Here is a 20,925-nt window from a genome sequence, read left to right as displayed (position 1 = left end):
CACCAATTATACGCGTACGTCGATTTCGCGTTGACATCTCCCTCTCTTCAATTTACGAGTGACGAAAATTAAAATTCGTCACTCGTAAAACGACAGGGACCCATGTCCGAAGCCGCCAACATCGTGGTCGATGCCGCCAGGCAGGAGAATGTGACGCGCATTCTCGACTGCGCCGAGCGCCTGTTCCGGCACTATGGCTACGGCAAGACGAATGTCGCGGACATCGCCCGCGAACTCGGCATGTCGCCGGCCAACATATACCGTTTCTTCGCCTCCAAGGTTGAAATCCACCAAGCCGTCTGCGGCCGGATGCTCGGCGCCAGCTACAAGATGGCTTACGAGATCATGCACCTGCCGCTCAGCGCGGAGGAGCGGCTGCGTCGCTACATTCACGCCCAGTACAAGATGACGCTCGAGACCATGCTCGACGAGCAGAAGGTCCATGAGATGGTCATCGTCGCGCTCGAGCGCGACTGGAGCGTTATCGACAAGCACGTCAACAGCATTCACGACCTGTTCGCCGAGGTGATCCGCGAGGGCGTCGAGACCGGCGAGTTCAGGGAGCAGGATCCCGAAGCCGCCTCGCGCTGCTTTGGCGCCGCCACCGTCATTCTCTGCCACCCGCAGATGGTGGCGCAGTGCCTTGCCAAGACCAACCGGGCAATGCCCGACGAACTTATCGACTACGCCATCAGAGCCTTGAAATAGACGCCGGTCGCCGGTGTCGACAGTCCGCCTCCAGTCGGGAGTACCACGATGTCCTTGTCCAATTCCATCATCCGCCGGTTGCCGGTCGCGGGCCTGGTCGTTGCAGGGCTCACGCTCGCCGGCTGCAGCCAGGAGAAGGCCGAGGTCAAGGAGATCATCCGCCCGGTCAAGGTTGTCGAGATTGCAGAAGCGCACGACACCCGCACGCTCTCCTACTCCGGTTCGGTGCGGGCCCGCACCGAAAGCGCGCTGGCTTTCCGCGTCAACGGCAAGATCACCGAGCGCCTTGTCGACATCGGCCAGCACGTGGCGCCGGGCGATGTACTTGCCCGCATCGATCCCACCGACTACGACCTTTCGGTCAAGAGCGCGCAGGCAGCCCTCGATGCCGCCGAACGGCAGGTCGAGACGACAGAGCTTGCGCGCAAGCGCGCCGAGCAGCTTTTTGCCAAGAACTTCTCACCGAAATCGCAGCTCGAACAGGCGACGCTGACCTATGACCAGGCGGTTGCCACGCGCGACTCCGCCCGTTCGTCGCTTGCACAGGCCAAGAACCAGGTCGGCTATACCGACCTCAAGGCCGACAAGGACGGCATCGTCACGGCCGTGAACGCCGATGTCGGCCAGGTGGTCGGCTCCGGTGCGCCAGTGGTCACCGTCGCGGTCGACGGCGAGAAGGAAGTGCTGATCGCGGTCCCGGAAATGGAGATCGCCGAGTTCAAGCCGGGCAAGTCAGTCAAGGCCGGCTTCTGGTCCGACAACACACTGACGCTCGACGGCAAGGTTCGCGAGGTTGCCGGCAGCGCGGATCCGCAGTCGCGCACCTTCGCTGTCCGCGTCAGCCTGCCCAACGACCAGCGCGTGCTTCTCGGCATGACTGCCAATATCGAGGCGTCGGCGGCCAATGAAAAGCAACTCGTATCGATCCCGCTGAGCGCGTTGGCTGAGAAAGATAGCCAGTCGATCGTCTGGACCGTCGATCGTGGCGCCGACACCGTCCATGCCCGTCCGGTGAAGGTTGCCAAGTTCGCCGCCGATGGCGTGCGTGTCGCAGAAGGACTGAATCCCGGCGATATCGTGGTCGCCGCCGGAACACAGTTCATGACCGAGAATCTGAAGGTGAAGCTCGCCGGCGGCATCGCGCAGCAGTCCGCCTCGGCCGACGACGCCAGCCGGCTGCGCTGACGACAGACAGGTCGGCCGCGCGTTCCCGCGGCCGCAGGTTTCCGGGCGGCGTGCGCCCGAAGGTCGAGACGTCAAGGCCGATGTACCCCCGCATCGATCCTAGCGTCCCACCTCGATGAGTGTCTCTCCGCTCGGAAAGCCTCGCCGCCCGGAAGCCAGTACCGAACGCAAATGATTTCGTTTTCGCGCGCCGCGCTTCTTCGAAGCACCAGGCGCCGGCAAACAGCAAAGTGGACCAGCACCGATGACGAACTCCACTGAAGAAAAGCGGCCCTTCAACCTTTCGCGCTGGGCCATCGGCCACCCCTCCATAGCACGGTTCCTGTTCGGGCTGATCATCATCGCTGGTGCGCTCGGCCTGATGCGCATGGGCCAGAAGGAAGACCCCGACTTTACCTTCCGCGTCATGGTCGTGCAGGCGATCTGGCCGGGCTCCTCGATCCAGGAGATGGAGGACCAGGTCGTCAACAAGATCGAGCGCAAGCTGCAGGAAACGCCGCATCTCGACTTCGTACGCTCCTTCACCCGCGCCGGCAGCGCCATCATCACGGTGCAGATCAAGGGCGATACCAACGCCGCCGAGGTAACGGATGCCTTCTATCAGGTGCGCAAGAAGGTCGGCGACATATCCGGCGACCTCCCACAAGGGTTGCTCGGCCCCTATTTCAACGACGAGTTCGGCGACACCTTCATCACGCTGCATTCGATCAGCGGCGATGGCTTCTCCTATCCCGAGCTGAAGAAATTCGCCATCCAGGCGCGCGACATGCTGTTGACCACGCCCGGCGTCGAGAAGGCCGTCATCATCGGCGACCAGCCGGAAAAGCTCTATATCGACGTCTCGTCCAAGGCGCTGGCCGAGCGCGGCCTGACGCTGACCGACCTGCAGAATGCGATCAAGGGCCAGAACAATGTCGATCCGGCCGGTGCCGTCGACACCGGCATCAATTCGGTGCGCATCTCGGTCGAAGGCGACGTCACCAAGGCCGCCGATATCAGGGAACTGCGCCTTCGCGCCGGGGGCCAGGTCACCCGGCTCGGCGACATCGCCACCGTGACCTCGGGGCTCGAAGATCCTTTCCAGCGCAAATACCGCTTCAACGGTCATGACAGCGTGCAGCTTGGCGTCGTGATGGCCAAGGGGTTTAAAGTTACCGACGTCGGCAAGGATGTCGAGGCGACCTACAAGCGCTTCGAGGAGGGGCTGCCTTATGGTGTGTCGGTCGACCAGATTTCCGACCAGCCGGGCGTCGTCACGGATGCGGTGGCCGAATTCATGCACGCGCTCGGCGAGGCGCTGCTGATCGTGCTTGTCGTCTCCTTCTTGTCGATCGGCTGGCGTTCTGGCCTGGTCATCGCCATTGCCATTCCGCTGGTGCTCGCAGCCACTTTCGCCATCATGTACGAGCTCGGCATCGACCTGCAGCGCATTTCGCTGGGCGCCCTGATCATTGCACTCGGCCTGCTTGTCGACGACGCCATGATCGTCGTCGAGATGATGGAGCGAAAGCTGGAGGAGGGCCTGGTCAAGATCGAGGCGGCGAGCTTTGCCTATACATCGACCGCTTTCCCGATGCTGACCGGCACGCTGATCACCACCGCCGGCTTCATTCCGGTCGGCTTTGCCGCCTCCACGGCTGGCGAATATGTGCGCACGCTGTTTTATGTCGTCGGCATCGCTCTGATCGTGTCGTGGTTCGTCGCGGTCTATTTCACGCCATGGCTCGGCAACATGATCCTCAAGCAGCGCAAGCATGCTGGCAGCCATCATGATGTCTTCGACACGCGCTTCTACCGCCGGCTTCGCGCCACCGTCGGCTGGGCGGTGCGCCATCGCATCATCGTGCTTGTCATGACGTTGGTGACCTTCGCCACAAGCCTGTGGGCGTTCCAGTTCATTCCGCAGAACTTCTTCCCGCAATCGTCGCGGCCGGAGATCCTCGTCGACCTCTGGCTGCCGGAAGGCACCTCGATCAAGGAGGTCGAAGCGCAGGCCAAGGCGCTTGAGGCCAAGATGATGAACGACAAGGACAAGCGCTTCATCGCCACCTATATCGGCGAAGGCGCGCCGCGCTTCTTCCTGCCGCTCGACCAACAGCTCAGCAATCCGAACTTCGCCCAGATGCTGGTGATGGCCAATGACGAGCCGGCCCGCGAGCGGCTGATCGTCAAGCTGCGCACAGTTCTGGCCGAGGACTTCCCCTCGATCCGCGCCAAGGTCGACCGCCTGTTCCTCGGACCGCCAACCGGCTGGCCGGTGCAGATGCGCGTCATGGGCCCGGATCGCCAGGAGGTGCGCCGCATCGCCGACCAGGTCAAGGCGAAGTTTCGCGAGAATCCGTTGCTCGGCGCGGTCCATGACGACTGGCTCGAACCGGTGCCGGCGATGAAGCTGGTGATCGACCAGGACCGTGCCCGTGCGCTCGGCGTCACCTCGCAGCGCATCCGCCAGATGCTGCAGGCAACCATGTCCGGCGCACCGCTCGACAATTTCCGCGACGGCGAGGAGACCGTGTCCATCGTCGCTCGCGAGCCGGACGCCAGCCGCAACCTGCTGTCGTCGGTTGACTCGGTCTATATCCCGACCGATTTCGGCGGCTTCGTGCCGCTGTCGCAGGTGGCCAAGGTGGTTCCGGTGCTGGAGCAAGGCATCGAGTGGCGCCGCGACCGCTTGCCGACGATCAGCGTGCGTGCCACGCTGCCCGACGGCGTGCAGTCCAATGACGTCGTCACCAAGATGTACAAGGACATCCAGGGCCTGCGCGACGGCCTGGCGCCCGGCTACAAGATCGAAATCCAGGGCGGTGCCGAGGATTCGGCCGAAAGCCAGGCTTCGATCGCCGCCAAGGCGCCGATCATGCTGGCCATCATCGTCGTGCTCTTGATGATCCAGCTGCAGAACTTCGGCAAGGCGATGCTGGTGCTGGCCACCGGTCCGCTCGGTATCATCGGCGCGGCCGCGGCCCTTTTGATCAGCGGCGCGCCGTTCGGCTTTGTCGCTATCCTCGGCGTCATCGCGTTGCTCGGCATCATCATGCGCAACTCGATCATCCTGGTTGACCAGATCGACCAGGACATCGCCAGAGGCATGGAGCGCTCGGAGGCCATCATCGGCTCGGCTGTGCGCCGTTTCCGGCCGATCGTGCTGACTGCGATGACGGCGGTGTTGGCGCTGATCCCGATCTCGCGCGCCGTGTTCTGGGGGCCGCTCGCCTATGCGATGATGGGCGGCATCGTGGTCGCCACCGTGCTGACCATCCTGGTGCTGCCCGCCGGCTATGCCCTGTTCTTTGGCCGCGAGCCGAAGAAGCGTGGTGTCGACGCCGCGGAAGCATCCGCGACGGAACAGCCGGAAAGGCCGCAACTGGCGCTGGCAGCCGAATAGAGCGGAGCTGATCATCCGCCATCGCTGATGTCGATGGCGGATGGTCCGGCGCGGCGGCTGATCCCATCACGCCGATTAAAATGCTCTCTAGCGCCGATTTTGCAAAACAGAATTCCTTCCCAGTGCGGCCAAGCGGTACCATGCTGAGCGGCACCGGAGCGGCAACGCTCGTCCTTATCAGGGTGTCTTCCCATGACAGAAAAGAAGCAATTGCGGCTCGGCGCCTTCATGCGTCCCGTCAGTTTGCACACCGGCGCCTGGCGCTATCCGGGCGCCTATCCCGACGCTAACTTCAACTTCGCGCATCTGAAGCGTTTCGCGCAGACGCTGGAGGCGGCGAAATTCGACGCTTTCTTCATGGCCGATCATCTGGCCGTGCTGAACATGCCGATCGAGGCGCTCCGGCGCAGCCACACGGTGACCTCGTTCGAGCCGTTCACCTTGTTGTCGGCGCTTGCCGCCGTCACCGATCACATCGGGCTGGTTGCCACCGCATCGACCACCTTTGACGCGCCCTATCACATCGCCCGTCGATTCGCGTCGCTCGACCACATCAGCGGCGGACGCGCCGGCTGGAACATCGTCACGACGTCCAATCCCGATGCGGCGCTCAACTTCGGCCTCGACGAACATGTCGAGCATGACGAGCGCTATCACCGGGCGCGGGAATTCTACGATGTCGTCACCGGCCTCTGGGACAGCTTTGCCGACGACGCCTTCATCCGCGATGCCGAAAGCGGCCTCTATTTCGATCCCGCCAAATTGCATGTGCTTGACCATAAGAGCGAGCATCTCTCTGTGCGCGGCCCGCTCAACATCGCGCGGCCGGTGCAGGGTTGGCCGGTCATCGTGCAAGCCGGCGCGTCGGAGGCCGGGCGGCAGTTGGCCGCGGAAACGGCGGAAGTCATTTTCGCCGCCCATGGTGATCTCGGGTCGGGCCAACGCTTCTTCGCCGACGTTAAAAGCAGGGCGCAAAAACTTGGCCGTTCCCGCGACGACATCAAGATCCTGCCTGGCGCTTTCGTCATTGTCGGCGACAGTGTCGAGGAAGCGCGGGCCAAGCGGGCGAAGCTCGACAGCCTGGTCTATTACGAGAGCGGCATTGCCTCGTTGTCGATCGCGCTTGGACATGACGCGTCGGCCTTTGATCCCGACGCCGCTCTGCCGGAAATACCGGAGACCAATGCCTCGAAGAGCAGCCGCGAGCGTGTCATCGAACTGGCCCGGGATGAAAACCTGACGGTGCGCCAGCTTGCCCAGAGACTGGGTGGCTATTCCGGCCTTGCTTTCGTCGGCACGCCGAAAACCATTGCCGACGAGATGGAGGAATGGCTGGTCGCCGAGGGATCGGACGGCTTCAACATCATGTTTCCCTACCTGCCCGCCGGGCTCGACGATTTCGTCGAGAAGGTGGTGCCCGAGCTGCAGCGGCGCGGCATCTTCAGGCGGCAGTATGAGGGCTCGACGCTGCGCGAGAATCTCGGCCTGAAGCGGCCGCCCAACCGGTTCTTCGAAGGTACGGAAGCGTCGGTCCGCAAGGCTGGGTGAGGTGAAGCCCCCGGCCGGTGGCCGAAAATATCGGGCGCGCCGAAGCGCGCCCGATACCTGTTAAGTTGCCTCTGTCAGATGACGAATATCCAGTTGGCGATCAGCATCACGACCACGCCGGCGACCAGCGTCAGATAGGGCAGCATGCCCGCTTTCTTCACCGAGAGGTCAGTTCCCGTCATGCCGAGATCGGCCAGCATGTGGTCGGGAAACTTGCCCTTGTCCTGGATGTAGTGGCGGAAGCAGAACACCGGAATGATCAGCGCCGCGGTGATCAGCCCGGCCCACAGCGCCATCGGGTTCCACACCTTGGCGCCGGCGCCCATGAAGATCGCGTTGACATAGGCGAAGATGGCTCCGATTCCGAGCAGCCAGGTCGGCGCCTTCCATGGCCGTGCGATATGGCCGTTGTCGATGCGGTGGATCCAGCCGGCATTGAGGTTGAGGAAATTGAAGATGATGTAGCCGCAGTTCGACACGGCGAGGATGAAGAAGAAGCTCGTCGCATCGGCCGAGGCGATGGCCAGTACGATCAGGTTGAAGCAGAGGTCGGTCCACATGGCACGGGTCGGCGCGCCATGCTCGTTGACGTGGCTGAGATAGCGCGGCAGCCAGCCGTCAACCGAGCCTTGATAGAGCGTGCGCGAGGAGCCGGCCATCGCCGTCATGATGCACAGCACCAGCGCCAGGATCATCAGCATCACCAGCAGGCTGTGGATGAGCTTGCCACCGCCTACCATGCCGGCAAGCGCGTCAGCGACGCCGGAGCCGTCGACGATCGGCGTTGCCAGCATGCCGTTGAGGCCCAGCACGCCCTGGAAGGTGAAGGGCACCAGGATGAACAACAGCATGCAGAGCAGGCCGGAATAGAAGATGGCCTTGAACGTGTCGGTGCCGGGATTTTTGAATTCGGAAGTGTAGCAGACGGCGGTCTCGAAGCCGTAGGTCGACCAGGCGGCGATGAACATGCCGCCGAGCACCAGCGTCCACCCGGCGATGTTCCAGGCGCCTGGCTCGGGCGCATAGGCGGCGGCCAGCGGCACCAGCGGCGAGAAATTCGCCCAGTTGATCTGCCCGGTGACGATCGGCACGACGCCGACGATGAGCATCGGGATGATGACCAGCAGGCCGATATACTTCTGCACATTGGCGGTGCCGAGGATGCCGCGATGCTGGATCGAGAAGATGATCAGCATCAGCACCGCGCCGATGAAGAAGGTCGCATTGAACGTGAAGGAAACCGGACCCAGCGTGTGGCTGTACAGCGTCCAGTTGCGGATTGCGGGCGTTGCGGCCGCGGTCACGGCGGTGATGGCGTCGGCGGGTGCCGTTCCGGCATGCGCCGCGATATAGGCGACGACTTCCGCCGAGGTCTCGGTGAACAGCGGCACCGGCGCCAGCGCGTTGAGGATATAGGCGGCGGCGATTGAGCAGCCGAGCGACAACACCGGCGACCAGGCGAACCAGTTGCACCACACCGACAGCGGCGCGATGAACTTGGAATAGCGCAGCCAGGCTGTGGCGCCGTAGATCGAGGCGCCGCCGGACTTGTTCGGGAACAGGCCGGCGATCTCGGCATAGGTGAAGGATTGCAGGAAACCCATGATCATGGACACCGTCCAGATCAGGAAGGCCAGCGTCCCGGTCGTGCCGGCAATGCCGCCGATCGAAAACAGAACCAGTGCCGGAACGCCGCTTGCCACCCAGAAGGCGCCGCGCCAGTCGATATGCCTGAGCAGCTTGCCCTCGGCAGGCTGTTCCAGGGTCGTGCTTATGGTGCTCATGTCAGTGACTTCCCCTTTTCGATGTTCCCCGCCGGCGATGCCTCGACTTTGCGAAGCTTGCTCCCCGGCCCATGACGACACGACTCCAATGTTTCCACTCAGTCGTTTTTTTTTCTTAAGAGTGAAGATTGATCCGGCGCGCTTTCAGGTCAAGCGTTTTGTGAAACCGTACACATCACGCTTGCGCGCGCACGCAAGCATACGCCTCGCGGCGCTGCTGGCGCGGTTTTGCCTGTCCTGAAGGCAATGCTCAGGAACGCGGTCTGGTCTTCTGTGGATCGTAGTGGGCGAAGGCGACGACACGCGCCGGCAGCCTTTTGGCATGGCCGTCGAGCTTGCCGATCTCGACCTCGGTGCCGATGGCCGCATGGGTGACGTCGAGCCGAGCCAGCGCGATGTTCCTGTTCAGGACCGGCGAACGCATGCCCGAGGTGACGACACCGATCTGGGCACGGCCGACATGGACGCAATCGCCATGGCCGACAGCGACATTGGCGTCAATGTCGAGGCCGACCAGTCTGTTTTGCGGGTTTTCCTTGCGCCGGATCAGCGCCTCGCGGCCAACGAAATCATCGGTCTTGCTCTTCAGCGGCACGGTGAAGCCGATGCCGGCCTCGAACGGGTCGGTCTGGTCCGAGAATTCGTAGCCGGCGAAGATCAGTCCGGCCTCGATGCGCACCATGTCGAGCGCCTGCAGGCCCATTGGCTTCAGCCCATGCGGCTGGCCGGCTTGCCATATGGCGTCGAACACCTTTTCTGCGTCGCGCGGATGGCACCATATCTCGTAGCCGAGCTCGCCAGTATAGCCGGTGCGTGAGACGACGACCGGTACGCCGTTGCCGCCGCCGATGCGGGCGACGGCGAAGCGGAACCATTCGAGCTCATCAATCGATGGCTGCAACGGTGAAGTCCAGATCACTTCTCTGAGGATGTCGCGGCTTTTCGGGCCCTGCACGGCGACATTATGCATCTGGTCGGTTGACGAGCGCACCAGCACGTTGAGGTCGAGCTTTTTTGCCGTCTCGCGCAGCCATTCGCCGGAAAGATCGTCGCCCCCGACCCAACGGAAATTGTCCTTGCCGAGCCGCAGCAGCGTGCCGTCGTCGATCATGCCGCCATGCTCGTAACACATGGCGGAGTAGACGACCTGGCCGACGCCGAGTTTCTTCACATCGCGGGTCAGCGTGTATTGCAGCAGCGCTTCGGAATCCGGGCCGGTGACCTCGAACTTGCGCAGCGGCGACAGGTCCATGATCACCGCGTCCTGCCGGCATGCCCAGTACTCGGCTATCGGCCCATCCTTGGCGAAGGAGTTGGCCAGCCAATAGCCCCTGTACTCGACGAAGTTGCGGGTGTGCTTGGCAAAGCTCGAATGAAAGGCTGTCTCGCGGGTCATTTTCGGTTCCGAATCGGGCGTCATGCGTCTGGCGATCGCTCGCGAGAATTTGTGCTGGCCGGAATAGGTCCGCACGTGGATGTCGGTCAGGTCCCAGCCATTGGCCGGCGTCGTGTCGTCGGGGCAGGCGGAGGAAACGCAGACGATGTCGGTGAGCGCGCGCAGCAGCACATAGTCCCCCGGCCTGGACCACGGCTCGTCAGACACCATGACGCCGTGCGCGTCGATCGCCGTGTTGAAGAAGAAGTTGATCGCCATCCAGCCGGCGCGGGGATTGACGCCCTTGTCCGACAACGCGCGGTTGAAGTTCTCCGAGCAATTGGTGTGACCGGGATAGCCGATGTCGTCGTAATATTTGGCCGCGCAAGCGAGCGCGAAGGCGTCATGTCGACCACACGTGTCCTGCACCACCTCGACCAGCGGCTCCATGTCCTGGTCATAGTACTTCGAATGCAGGCCGGGCATCGGATAGCTTGATCCCATCAGCGTGCGTGTCGTGGTCACGTCGAGCGGATGGTCGAGGCCCTTGTCGAGCTTGCGCGCCGAAAAGCACTGGAAGTCGGTGCACTGGCGCCCGTCGACATCGATGATCTGCAGATAGTCGCCCGCCTTGACGAAATAGGATTCGGCGGTTGCCGAGTGCACCCTGAGGTCGAGCACCGGATCGGCGAGTGGATCGGCCAACTGCGATTTTGTCTTCAGGCGGATCGTGGCGCGGCGCACGACAACCGTAAGCGGCGTTGCCGTGTCGTGGCCATCGACCAGCATCGGGCCGCCGGGTGCAGCGACGATCATCGAGCCGTCGCGAGCGACGATGAAACCCTGTTCGGTGCCTGCAGGCGTGGCACTGCCGAAGACGCGGACTGCCTTGGCCTGGTCAAGCTGAACTTGCCGGCGCGAGATGCCCCGCCGCAGGGCAGCGAGACTGTCATCGCCTTCGGTCAGCAACGCCTTGATGCCTGCGGCATTGCTGTTGGATCTTTCGCCGAGGATGGCGGCATCGGTGGCGCCTGTGACGTCCCAGGCCAGCAGTTCGCAGGCCTGGCCACCCTCGACATTGCGGACCGTGATCGTATCGCCGGCCTCGACTTCGATCAGCGCCGCGCCATTGCCCTGGATTGTATAGCGTTCCATGCCCGGCGGCAGCACGATCTGGCCGGGCCTCAGGATGAGGCTTGGGCGCGGCGGTCCTGCTGTGACCGTGGGGTAGGGCGACTGGTTCATCTCAGCCTTGCGGTTCGAGAAACAAGTTTGCCTGTGTGTGAAATTATTTTAGCAGCAAGAATAGCAGCGCGGTTGCGTTTGGCAAGGCGGCTGCTCTTTCTTGCTTCCCCGCAAGGGAGAAGGGAGAGGCGCGTACAAGCGCTAAGTCAGTTCCTCGGAATGCTCGATGTTGACGCCATACTCCGCAGCTGAGTCCAGCATCGTGTGCCACAGGCTTTCGGCAAAAGTCGCAAACACAAGAACGTTGAACACCGCCGACCCATCCGCCCCGTCATTGCCGCGCCAGAGCGTGACGCTGGTGTGATCCATCGAGGTCGCGGCAGCCGTCCCAACCGCGAACGTATCGGGATGCAGATCGATCGAAGACAGCTTGGCCAGCATTGCGCGTGCCTTGGCGCCGGAGACACTGATCAGTACGCGCGCATGCGATTGGTCGGACAGCGACGTCGATGCGGCAAAGGCAGGCGCAAGCGCTCCCGTCCCATGCTTGCCGCCCTTGGACAGGACAAAAAACTGATCCGGTCCCGACCAGATCAGTGTTGCGTCCGCCGCGGCGATCGCGTTCGGCGTTTCCGGAGCGGCAACGCCGAACCTGCCCTTCGCGGCCTTGGCCATGTCGGCTGCCTTGCCGCGCCGCGCCATCACCTGGACGAGGTCGAAATTGCGGATCTCGGCCAGCAAGACGCCGGCATCGCCACGTGCGCCATACGCACCCGATACGAGCGCCCGCTCGAGCGGACTGCGGATGTCCCAGGAAAACTCAGCCACGCTGGCGCCCTCCATCCGGATCGTAGAAGACGGGATTACACAGTTCGACATCATAGTCTTCGCCGCGTATCGGGTCATGCGCATGGACGATCTCGCCGATGCGTTCGCGGCCGCGCTCGACGAGCGCGAGCCCGATCCACTGGTCTGATGTCGGCGAGAAGCAGACCGAGGTGATATAGCCTTGGTCGTTGCCTGGCCCGGGCGTCTGCCCCTTCGGGATAATGTGCGCACCGGAGCGCAGCCGGCGCGCTCTGTCCGTGGGCTTGACGCCGACGACGACCTGACGATCCGGCGCGGCCAGCGCCTCGCGGCCGGCCATGACACGGCCGATGAAATCTTTCTTGGTGGACATCATCTTGCCGAGGCCAAGGTCGGCGGCCGTCGTCGTGCCGCTCAGTTCCGGTCCGGCGATGTGACCCTTCTCGATGCGCATCACGCCGAGCGCCTCGGTGCCGTAAGGCGTGACGCCGAATTGTCTGCCGGCCAGCATCAGATTGCGCGCCATCGCTTCACCATAGCGCGCTGGCACGGAAATCTCGAACGCCATCTCGCCGGAGAAGGAGATGCGGAACAGCCGCGCCTTGATGCCGCCGCGCAAGGCGACTTCGCGCGTGCCCATGAATGGAAAACCTTCGTTCGACAGGTCTTCCGCCGGGTCGACGATCTCCTTGAGCAGATCGCGGGTTTTCGGTCCGGCGATGGAGAACTGCGCCCATTGGTCGGAGACCGAGGTCAGCTGGACGTCGAGTTCCGGGAACAGCACTTGCCGGCAGTATTCGAGATGCTGCATCACCAGTCCGGCCTTCGCCGTGGTGGTGGTGAGGAAGTAATGGTCCTCGGCCAGCCGCGACGTCGTGCCGTCGTCGTAGACGATGCCGTCCTCGCGCAGCATCAACCCGTAGCGCGCCTTGCCAACGGCGAGGTTGGAGAAAGTGTTGATGTAGACGCGGTCGAGGAAGGCGCCGGCATCCGGGCCGTGCACGTCGATCTTGCCGAGCGTCGAGACATCGCAGAAGCCGACGCCGCTTCGCACCGCCCTGACCTCGCGGGTCACCGATTCCAGCCAGTCCTTCTCGCCGGCGCGGGGATACCATTGCGCGCGCTTCCACAGCCCGGTGTCGACGAAGACGGCACCCTGTTCGGCTGCCCAGTGATGCGACGGCGTCAGCCGCGTCGCGTGGAAAGTCTCGTCGCGATGATGGCCGGCAAAGGCACCGATGGCAACCGGCACATAAGGCGGCCGATAGATCGTCGTGCCTGTCTCGGGAATGGAGCGGCCGCTCACCGCCGCCATGATGGCGAGGCCGGCAACGTTCGAGGTCTTGCCCTGGTCGGTCGCCATGCCGAGCGTCGTGTAGCGCTTCAGATGTTCGACCGATTCAAAACCCTCGCGCTGCGCCAGTTCAATGTCGGAGGCGGTGACATCGTGCTGGTAGTCGACGAATGCCTTGCCCTTGCCGGCGACATGCCAGAGCGGCGTTAGGGAGAACGCCTCGTCGTCGGCGCCGGGCGCGGTGCCTGCCTTGCCTTCATGTCCTGCATCACGCGCCGCCGCCGCGCCGGCGGCAAACCCCTGGCTCAGACAGGCGCCGAGGCCGAAATCGCCGTTGGCCGCACCCGCTGCGACCATGCCGGGAGGTGCGCCGTCGGGGACGAAGGCGGCGATGTCGTCGCGCCATTTTGGCCGGCCGCGATGATGCGAGGTGAGCCCGACCGCCGGATTCCAGCCACCGGAAACGGCAAGCCCGTCGGCCTCGACCTCCGCGCGCGCCCCACCGGTCAGCGACACGATGATTTTCCTCACGCCATCCTTTCCGCCGTCAACGCCACTGACAGCGCCGTGCAGCACCGGGAAGTCGCCCTTGGAGGCAAGTGAGCGATGGGCAGGGGAGACGTCGGCCCGCGCGTCGATCACCGCGGCGATCTGCAGTCCGGTTGCAAGTGCGGTCTCGACCGTGCGCCAGCCATCCTCATTGTTGGTGAACAGCGCGACGCGTTTTGCGGGAGTGGCGGCGTAGCGCTTGACATAGGTGCGCATCGCCGAGGCCATCATCACACCGGGCGTGTCGTTGCCGGCAAAGACGATCGGCCGTTCGATGGCACCGGCCGCGACGACACAGCGCTTCGCCACGATCCGCCACATCCGCTGGCGGACCTGGTGTTCGGGCGGCGAGGGCAGGTGGTCGTTGACCCGCTCCAGCGCGCCATAGGTGCCGCCATCGTAGACGCCGAACAGCGTCGTGCGGGTCATGATGCGGACATCGGGCATTGCCGCGAGCTCGGCCAGCGTCCGCGACAGCCATTGGCCGGCCGGCAGGCTATCTATCGTGCCGCCATCCGAGAGCAGGCGGCCGCCGAGCGCAAAATCTTCCTCACACAGGATGACGCGGGCGCCGCTGCGGCCCGCAGCAAGTGCCGCCGCAAGGCCAGCCGGACCGGAGCCTGCGATCAGCACATCGCAATGTGCCCAGGCCTTGTCGTAGTGGTCGGGATCGGCAACACCGGCGGCGCGGCCAAGGCCCGCGGCGCGGCGGATCGCCGGCTCGTAGATCGCTTCCCAGAACTTCGCCGGCCACATGAAGGTCTTGTAGTAGAAGCCGGCAACGAAGATCGGCGCGAACAGCTGGTTGACCGACATGACGTCAAAGCGCAGTGACGGCCAGCGGTTCTGGCTGGCTGCTTCCAGCCCCTCGTAGAGCTCCGCCGTCGTTGCCTTGGTATTCGGCTCACGCCGGGCGCCGGTGCGCAACTCGACCAGCGCGTTGGGCTCTTCCGAGCCTGATGTCAGGATGCCGCGCGGGCGATGGTACTTGAACGAGCGGCCGACCAGCTTGACGCCATTGGCAACGAGCGCGGACGCCAGCGTGTCACCCTGGAAACCGGAAAAGCTCTTGCCGTCGAAGCGGAAGTTCAACTGCGCCGAGCGGTCGATGAGACCGCCATTGTCCAGCCGGTTTGTCTGCGCGCCGGCCATCACGCGTCAACCTTCGCGGCACCGGCGCCCAGTGCCGGTTCGACTGCGGAAATCTCATGCGTCAGCGTGTTGCGCGTGACTTTCAGCCAGGCCCGGCATCCGCCGCCATGATACCAGTTCTCGCTCATCACGCCGGCGATGTTGTCGCGCAGATAGACATAGTCGTAAACCTCGTCTTCCGCAGCGCCAGTCGCCGGCCGCACCGGTTTGGCGTCGCCGAGATAGGTGAACTCGCCGAGTTCGCGTTCGCCGCAGAAGGGACAGACAATACGCATGTGACCGTCCTCAGTGCAGGTTCGGTTGGGCGCCCTGGCCCTTTTCGTCGATCATGGCGCCAGTCCGGAACCGGTCGAGGCGGAACCGTGCTGCCTCCTCGTGCGGCGTGTCGCGGGCCAGAAGATGGGCAAAGACAAAGCCGGAACCCGGCGTTGCCTTGAAGCCGCCATAGCACCAGCCGGCGTTGAGATAGAGCCCGTCGACCGGCGTCTTGTCTATGATCGGCGAACCGTCCATGGACATGTCCATGATGCCGCCCCACTGGCGCAGCAGGCGCACGCGGCCGATCATCGGCATCAGTGCCATGCCGCCCTCGCAGACATCCTCCATCACGGGCAGATTGCCGCGCTGGGCGTAGGAATTGTAGCCGTCAATGTCGCCGCCGAAGACCAGCCCGCCCTTGTCCGACTGGCTGACATAGAAATGGCCGGCGCCGAAGGTCATGACGTTGGGGATCAGCGGCTTGATCGCCTCTGAGACGAAGGCTTGCAACACATGGCTTTCGATCGGCAGGCGCAGCCCCGCCATATCAGCGACGCGCGACGAGGAGCCGGCGACCGCCATGCCGACCCTGCCGGCGCCGATCCTGCCGCGCGAGGTCTCGACGCCGGTTACCTTGCCGTTGGCGTCCCTGACAAAGCCTGTCACCTCGCAATTCTGGATGATGTCGACGCCGAGCCCGCTCGCCGCATGGGCGTAGCCCCAGACCACGGCGTCGTGCCGCGCCGTGCCGCCGCGCCGCTGCAACAGCCCGCCTTGCACGGGAAAGCGCGCATTGTCGAAATTCAGGAACGGCATCATCTTCTTGACTGCTGCGAGGTCGAGCAGTTCGGCGTCGATGCCGTTGATACGCATCGTGTTGCCGCGCCGCGCATAGGCGTCGCGTTGCGCGTCCGAATGGTAAAGGTTGATGACGCCGCGCTGGCTGACCATCGAATTGTAGTTGAGATCCTGCTCCATCCGCTCCCACAGCTTCATCGACAGTTCGTAGAAGCCGGTATTGCCGGGCAGGCCGTAGTTGGAGCGGATGATGGTGGTGTTGCGGCCGGCATTGCCGGAGCCGATCCAGCCCTTTTCCAGCACCGCGACGTTCCTGATGCCGTATTCGCTGGCGAGGAACCAGGCCGTGGCCAGGCCATGGCCGCCACCACCGACGATGACCACGTCATAGCGATCCTTCGGCGTGGCGTCGCGCCAGGTACGCTGCCAGGTCTTGTGGCCGGAAAGGGCGGCACGAGCGAGCGAGAAGATCGAGTATTTCATCAGTTCATTCCGAGGTCGCTCGCACCGCTGGGACCTTTTCTTAACGCATCGGATTCACCCGAAAACCGCTTCGCACTTTTCGGTCCGATGCTTCTAGATGTCCAGCGTGTGGTCGCGCTCCCATTGCGTGAAGTGCGAAGCATAGGAATTCCATTCCTGGTGCTTCAGCTTTAGGTAAGCCGACGAGAATTCCTCACCCAGCGCCGTCTTCAGCGATTTATCCTTGTCGAACTCCCTGAGCGCGTCGAGCAGGTTGAGCGGCAGTTTCGGCGCGCCCTTCACCGTGTGGCCGTGCTGGTACATGTCGATATCGTAACGCTTGCCGGGGTCGGCCTTCGAGCGGATGCCGTCGAGGCCGGCGGCGATGATGACGGCCTGCAACAGATAAGGGTTGGCCGCACCGTCCGGCAGGCGCAGTTCGAAGCGGCCGGGGCCTGGCACGCGCACCATGTGGGTGCGGTTGTTGCCGGTCCAGGTGACGGTGTTCGGCGCCCAGGTCGCGCCCGAGATGGTGCGTGGCGCGTTGATACGCTTGTAGGAGTTGACCGTCGGGTTGGTGATCGCGGCCAAGGCCGAGGCATGCTTCATGATGCCGCCGAGGAAATTCTTGCCCTTGGCCGACAGGCCGAGCTCCATCGAATTGTCGGCGAAGACATTGGTCTTGCCGGCCCTGTCCCACACCGAGATGTGGGCATGGCAGCCATTGCCGGTCAGGCCTTGGAACGGTTTTGGCATGAAGGTGGCGCGCAGGCCGTGCTTCTCGGCCACCGACTTGACCATGAACTTGAAGAACGAATGCTTGTCGGCGGTTGCCAGCGCATCGTCGAAGGCCCAGTTCATCTCGAACTGGCCGTTGGCATCCTCGTGGTCGTTCTGGTAGGGCCCCCAGCCCAGCGCCAGCATGTGATCGCAGATCTCGGCGATGACGTCGTAGCGGCGCATCACGGCCTGCTGGTCGTAGCAGGGCTTTGAGGCCGTGTCGTACTTGTCGGAGATGACGCTGCCGTCCGGGGAGATGAGGAAGAATTCGGCTTCGACGCCGGTCTTCACATGCATGCCGTCGCCGGCAGCCTCCGAGATCAGTCGCTTCAGCGTGTTGCGTGGCGCCTGGTCGACCTCCTTGTCGTCCATGACGCAGTTGGCGGCGACCCAGGCGACGTCGGGCTTCCATGGCAGCTGGATGACCGAATCCGGATCCGGCACCGCCAGCATGTCCGGATGCGCCGGCGTCAGATCAAGCCAGGTGGCGAACCCGGCGAAGCCGGCGCCGTCCTTCTGCATGTCGGCGATGGCTTGCGCCGGCACCAGCTTGGCGCGCTGGCCACCGAACAGGTCGGTGTAGGAGATCATGAAATATTTGACGCCGTTCTCCTTGGCGAATGCGGCGAGATCGTTCCCCATTATGTAGTTCCCTCGCTTATGGATTTCGTGATGTTAGAAGCCGTTCTTCCCCGGTATCCAGTTGGTGCCGGCCAGCGGTACGCCAGCCATGGCGGCGGCTTCGATGGTGAGCGCGACGAGATCCTCGGGCTCGAGATTGTGCAGGCTGTTCTTGCCGCAGGCGCGGGCGATGGTCTGCGCCTCGAGCGTCATCACCTTGAGGTAGTTGGCCAGCCGGCGGCCGGCGGCCACCGGGTCGACCCGCTTCATCAGTTCGGGATCCTGCGTGGTGATACCGGCGGGGTCGCGGCCCTCATGCCAGTCGTCATAGGCTCCGGCCGTGGTGCCGAGTTCGTTGTACTCCGCCTCCCAGCGCGGATCGTTGTCGCCGAGCGCGACCAAGGCTGCCGTGCCGATCGAGACGGCATCGACGCCTAGCGCCAGCGCCTTGGCGACATCGGCGCCGTTGCGGATGCCGCCGGAGACGATCAGCTGCACCTTGCGGTGCATGCCGAGATCTTGCAGCGCCTGCACCGCCGGCCTGATGCAGGCGAGCGTCGGCTGGCCGACATTTTCAATGAACACTTCCTGCGTGGCGGCCGTGCCGCCCTGCATGCCGTCGACCACGACGACATCGGCGCCGGCCTTCACCGCAAGCGCTGTATCGTAATAGGGGCGCGCGCCGCCGACCTTGACGTAGATTGGCTTTTCCCAGTCGGTAATTTCGCGCAGTTCGAGGATCTTGATCTCGAGATCGTCGGGTCCGGTCCAGTCGGGGTGGCGGGAGGCCGAGCGCTGGTCGATGCCCTTGGGCAGCGTGCGCATCTCTGCGACACGGTCGGAAATCTTCTGGCCGAGCAGCATGCCGCCGCCACCGGGCTTGGCGCCCTGGCCGACAACGACCTCGATGGCATCGGCCCGGCGCAGGTCGCGCGGGTTCATGCCATAGCGGGATGGCAGGTACTGATAGACCAGCGTCTTGGAATGGCCGCGCTCTTCCTCGGTCATGCCGCCATCGCCCGTGGTGGTCGAGGTGCCGGCCAGCGTCGCGCCTCGACCGAGGGCTTCCTTGGCCGGGCCGGACAACGAGCCAAAGCTCATCCCGGCGATGGTGATCGGGATCTTCAGTTCGATCGGCTTCTTGGCATGGCGGGAGCCCAGCACGACACTGGTGTCGCAGCGCTCGCGATAACCTTCGAGCGGATAGCGCGAGATCGAGGCGCCGAGGAACAGAAGGTCGTCGAAATGCGGCAGCTTGCGTTTGGCGCCACCGCCACGGATGTCATAGATGCCGGTTGCCGCGGCGCGGCGGATTTCGGAAAGCGTGTAGTCGTCGAAGGTCGCGGATTTGCGCGGCGTCGTCGGCGGATTCTTGTAGGTCATGCTGCCTCAATACGCGTCGGCGTTGTCGATATTGAAATTGTAGAGCGTGCGCGCCGAGCCGTAGCGCTTGAACTCCGACGGCTTGACGCCGGTGATGCCGGCGCGGTCGAGCAGGCCTTGCAGCAACTCGAGATGCTCGGGCCGCATCTCCTTGGCGATGCAGTCGGCACCCAGGCTGTCGACCTTGCCGCGCACGAACAGCCGCGCCTCGTAGATGGAATCGCCCAGCGCGTCGCCGGCATCGCCCAGCACCACCAGATTGCCGGACTGCGCCATGAAGGCCGACATGTGGCCGATATTACCGTGCACGACGATGTCGATGCCCTTCATCGAAATGCCGCAGCGCGACGACGCGTTGCCTTCGATGACCAGCAGGCCGCCCTTGCCGGTTGCGCCGGCATACTGGCTGGCATCGCCTTTCACGATGATCGATCCCGACATCATGTTCTCGCCGACACCGGGGCCCGCCGAGCCATGGACGGTAATGGTGCTGCCGGAATTCATGCCGCCGCAGTAGTAACCGACGCTGCCACGCACATCGATGGTAACAGGTTGGTCGACCCCGACGGCGACCGAATGGCTGCCCTTCGGGTGCAGCACTTCCCATGCCGTTTCATTCGAGCCGGGAGCCAGATTGTGCAGCGCCTGGTTGAGCTCGCGCAGCGACGACACATCGAGATCGAAGATTCGGGAGGCGTGGTCTTGCGTCGCGGCCTTCGAAAGTTTGGTTGCCGGCATGAACTCAATGCTCCCAGAAATAGACGGTTGCGGGTTCCGGTTCCCAGACCCTCGCATTGTCTATGCCGGGCAGCTTGGTCAGCGCGCGATATTCCGAGCCGAAGGCGACATACTGGTCGGTCTCGGCCATGACGGCGGGCTTGCAGGCGATCGGATCGCGCACGACGCCGAAGCCGTTCTTGGTGCCGACGACGAAGGTAAAGAAGCCGTCGAGATCGGAGAGCGTGCCTTCCAGCGCTTCGCCGAGATTCTTGCCATGCGCCATCTGCGAGGAGAGATAGGCGGCCGCGACTTCGGTATCGTTCTCGGTCTCGAATTTCATGCCTTCGCGAACCAGCTCACGGCGGACATTGTTGTGGTTCGAAAGCGAGCCATTGTGCACCAGGCACTGGTCGGCGCCGGTCGAGAACGGATGCGCGCCCATCGTCGTCACCGCCGATTCCGTTGCCATGCGGGTGTGGCCGATGCCATGCGTGCCAGTCATGCTGCGGACGTCGAAACGGTCGACCACCGCCTCTGGCAGGCCGACTTCCTTGTAGATTTCGACAACGTCGCCGGCACCCATGATGCGGATGTCGGGACGCAGTGCCTGGATGGCCTCGCGCGCTTCGTCGATCTTGGCGGGCGTGGTCCTGACCACGGCATGGGTCGATTTCACCGCGATGCTCACCGGCGTTCCGATGGCCTTGGCGAGTTCGGTGTCAAGTCCGCGGAAATCGCGCTCCGGCTTGGCCGATTGGATGGTAATCTTGGCTTCATTCTTGGAAGGCGCGCCGTAGATGGCGATGCCGGCGCTGTCCGGGCCGCGATCGCTGAGCGAGATCAGCATCTGCGACAGCATCGAGCCGAGTTGAGGCTCAAGCGACTTGTCCTTCAAAAAAAGTCCGACGATTCCGCACATGTCAGCCTCCCG

The 20,925-nt window shown here is 63.7% G+C and carries 14 protein-coding genes; 4 read left to right on the top strand and 10 right to left on the bottom strand.

From position 1 onward, the window contains the following. Positions 1–102 precede the first annotated feature (102 nt). From EB231_RS27060 to EB231_RS27045, 4 genes are all read left to right on the top strand, one after another. Entirely contained in the window at positions 103–708 is a 606-nt protein-coding gene (locus tag EB231_RS27060) for a TetR family transcriptional regulator (protein WP_172351500.1), read from the top strand. Positions 709–756: 48 nt separating this feature from the next. Next, complete coding sequence (locus EB231_RS27055; protein ID WP_172351499.1) at positions 757–1,893, top strand: efflux RND transporter periplasmic adaptor subunit; 1,137 nt, start codon at positions 757–759, stop codon at positions 1,891–1,893. A 244-nt stretch (positions 1,894–2,137) separates the two neighbouring features. Continuing rightward, positions 2,138–5,278 (top strand): efflux RND transporter permease subunit, encoded by a 3,141-nt coding sequence (locus EB231_RS27050; protein WP_172351498.1) that lies wholly within the window; start codon positions 2,138–2,140, stop codon positions 5,276–5,278. 192 nt (positions 5,279–5,470) lie between these two features. Beyond that, positions 5,471–6,826 (top strand): LLM class flavin-dependent oxidoreductase, encoded by a 1,356-nt coding sequence (locus EB231_RS27045; protein ID WP_172351497.1) that lies wholly within the window; start codon positions 5,471–5,473, stop codon positions 6,824–6,826. A gap of 74 nt (positions 6,827–6,900) precedes the next feature. On the opposite strand, the gene EB231_RS27040 is transcribed toward EB231_RS27045, so the two are convergent. From EB231_RS27040 to EB231_RS26995, 10 genes are all read right to left on the bottom strand, one after another. Further along, positions 6,901–8,610, bottom strand: coding sequence for an APC family permease (locus tag EB231_RS27040; RefSeq protein WP_172351496.1), 1,710 nt, complete (start codon positions 8,608–8,610; stop codon positions 6,901–6,903). A gap of 250 nt (positions 8,611–8,860) precedes the next feature. Next, entirely contained in the window at positions 8,861–11,230 is a 2,370-nt protein-coding gene (locus EB231_RS27035) for a DUF1989 domain-containing protein (RefSeq protein WP_172351495.1), read from the bottom strand. Between the two features lie 141 nt (positions 11,231–11,371). Then, entirely contained in the window at positions 11,372–11,998 is a 627-nt protein-coding gene (locus EB231_RS27030) for a sarcosine oxidase subunit gamma (protein ID WP_172351494.1), read from the bottom strand. Further along, positions 11,991–14,972 carry a sarcosine oxidase subunit alpha gene (locus EB231_RS27025; RefSeq protein ID WP_172351493.1) on the bottom strand — a complete coding sequence of 994 codons (2,982 nt, stop codon included), beginning with the start codon at positions 14,970–14,972 and terminating at the stop codon, positions 11,991–11,993. The genes EB231_RS27030 and EB231_RS27025 overlap by 8 nt, the downstream gene beginning before the upstream one ends. Further along, positions 14,972–15,247, bottom strand: coding sequence for a sarcosine oxidase subunit delta (locus tag EB231_RS27020; protein ID WP_172351492.1), 276 nt, complete (start codon positions 15,245–15,247; stop codon positions 14,972–14,974). Before EB231_RS27020 ends, EB231_RS27025 begins: the two co-directional genes overlap by 1 nt. 10 nt (positions 15,248–15,257) lie before the next feature. Continuing rightward, entirely contained in the window at positions 15,258–16,511 is a 1,254-nt protein-coding gene (locus EB231_RS27015) for a sarcosine oxidase subunit beta family protein (protein ID WP_172351491.1), read from the bottom strand. A 93-nt stretch (positions 16,512–16,604) separates the two neighbouring features. Beyond that, on the bottom strand, positions 16,605–17,912 hold the full coding sequence (gene glnT, locus EB231_RS27010; RefSeq protein WP_172351490.1) for a type III glutamate--ammonia ligase: 1,308 nt from the start codon (positions 17,910–17,912) through the stop codon (positions 16,605–16,607). Between the two features lie 33 nt (positions 17,913–17,945). Then, on the bottom strand, positions 17,946–19,274 hold the full coding sequence (locus tag EB231_RS27005) for an FMN-binding glutamate synthase family protein (RefSeq protein ID WP_172351489.1): 1,329 nt from the start codon (positions 19,272–19,274) through the stop codon (positions 17,946–17,948). Between the two features lie 6 nt (positions 19,275–19,280). Next, a complete protein-coding gene (locus tag EB231_RS27000; RefSeq protein ID WP_172351488.1) occupies positions 19,281–20,012 on the bottom strand; it encodes a GltB/FmdC/FwdC-like GXGXG domain-containing protein in 732 nt (243 codons plus the stop codon). Between the two features lie 4 nt (positions 20,013–20,016). Then, the gene (locus EB231_RS26995) at positions 20,017–20,913 is read right to left on the bottom strand and encodes a class II glutamine amidotransferase (protein ID WP_172351487.1); all 897 of its coding nucleotides are present in this window, start codon (positions 20,911–20,913) and stop codon (positions 20,017–20,019) included. Positions 20,914–20,925 lie beyond the last annotated feature (12 nt).

Origin of the sequence: Mesorhizobium sp. NZP2298 (assembly GCF_013170825.1) — a bacterium.
In the GTDB taxonomy this organism is placed as follows: domain Bacteria; phylum Pseudomonadota; class Alphaproteobacteria; order Rhizobiales; family Rhizobiaceae; genus Mesorhizobium.
The sequence above is the reverse complement of the archived record's forward strand: the minus strand, read 5'-3'. Positions and strand labels throughout refer to the sequence as shown.

Excerpts from the sequence above, each read along its gene's own strand:
- EB231_RS27060 (WP_172351500.1), top strand. The coding sequence starts at position 103 with ATGTCCGAAGCCGCCAACATCGTGGTCGATGCCGCCAGGCAGGAGAAT.
- EB231_RS27055 (WP_172351499.1), top strand. The coding sequence starts at position 757 with ATGTCCTTGTCCAATTCCATCATCCGCCGGTTGCCGGTCGCGGGCCTG.
- EB231_RS27050 (WP_172351498.1), top strand. The coding sequence starts at position 2,138 with ATGACGAACTCCACTGAAGAAAAGCGGCCCTTCAACCTTTCGCGCTGG.
- EB231_RS27045 (WP_172351497.1), top strand. The coding sequence starts at position 5,471 with ATGACAGAAAAGAAGCAATTGCGGCTCGGCGCCTTCATGCGTCCCGTC.
- EB231_RS27040 (WP_172351496.1), bottom strand. The coding sequence starts at position 8,610 with ATGAGCACCATAAGCACGACCCTGGAACAGCCTGCCGAGGGCAAGCTG.
- EB231_RS27035 (WP_172351495.1), bottom strand. The coding sequence starts at position 11,230 with ATGAACCAGTCGCCCTACCCCACGGTCACAGCAGGACCGCCGCGCCCA.
- EB231_RS27025 (WP_172351493.1), bottom strand. The coding sequence starts at position 14,972 with ATGGCCGGCGCGCAGACAAACCGGCTGGACAATGGCGGTCTCATCGAC.
- EB231_RS27020 (WP_172351492.1), bottom strand. The coding sequence starts at position 15,247 with ATGCGTATTGTCTGTCCCTTCTGCGGCGAACGCGAACTCGGCGAGTTC.
- EB231_RS27015 (WP_172351491.1), bottom strand. The coding sequence starts at position 16,511 with ATGAAATACTCGATCTTCTCGCTCGCTCGTGCCGCCCTTTCCGGCCAC.
- glnT (WP_172351490.1), bottom strand. The coding sequence starts at position 17,912 with ATGGGGAACGATCTCGCCGCATTCGCCAAGGAGAACGGCGTCAAATAT.
- EB231_RS27005 (WP_172351489.1), bottom strand. The coding sequence starts at position 19,274 with ATGACCTACAAGAATCCGCCGACGACGCCGCGCAAATCCGCGACCTTC.
- EB231_RS27000 (WP_172351488.1), bottom strand. The coding sequence starts at position 20,012 with ATGCCGGCAACCAAACTTTCGAAGGCCGCGACGCAAGACCACGCCTCC.
- EB231_RS26995 (WP_172351487.1), bottom strand. The coding sequence starts at position 20,913 with ATGTGCGGAATCGTCGGACTTTTTTTGAAGGACAAGTCGCTTGAGCCT.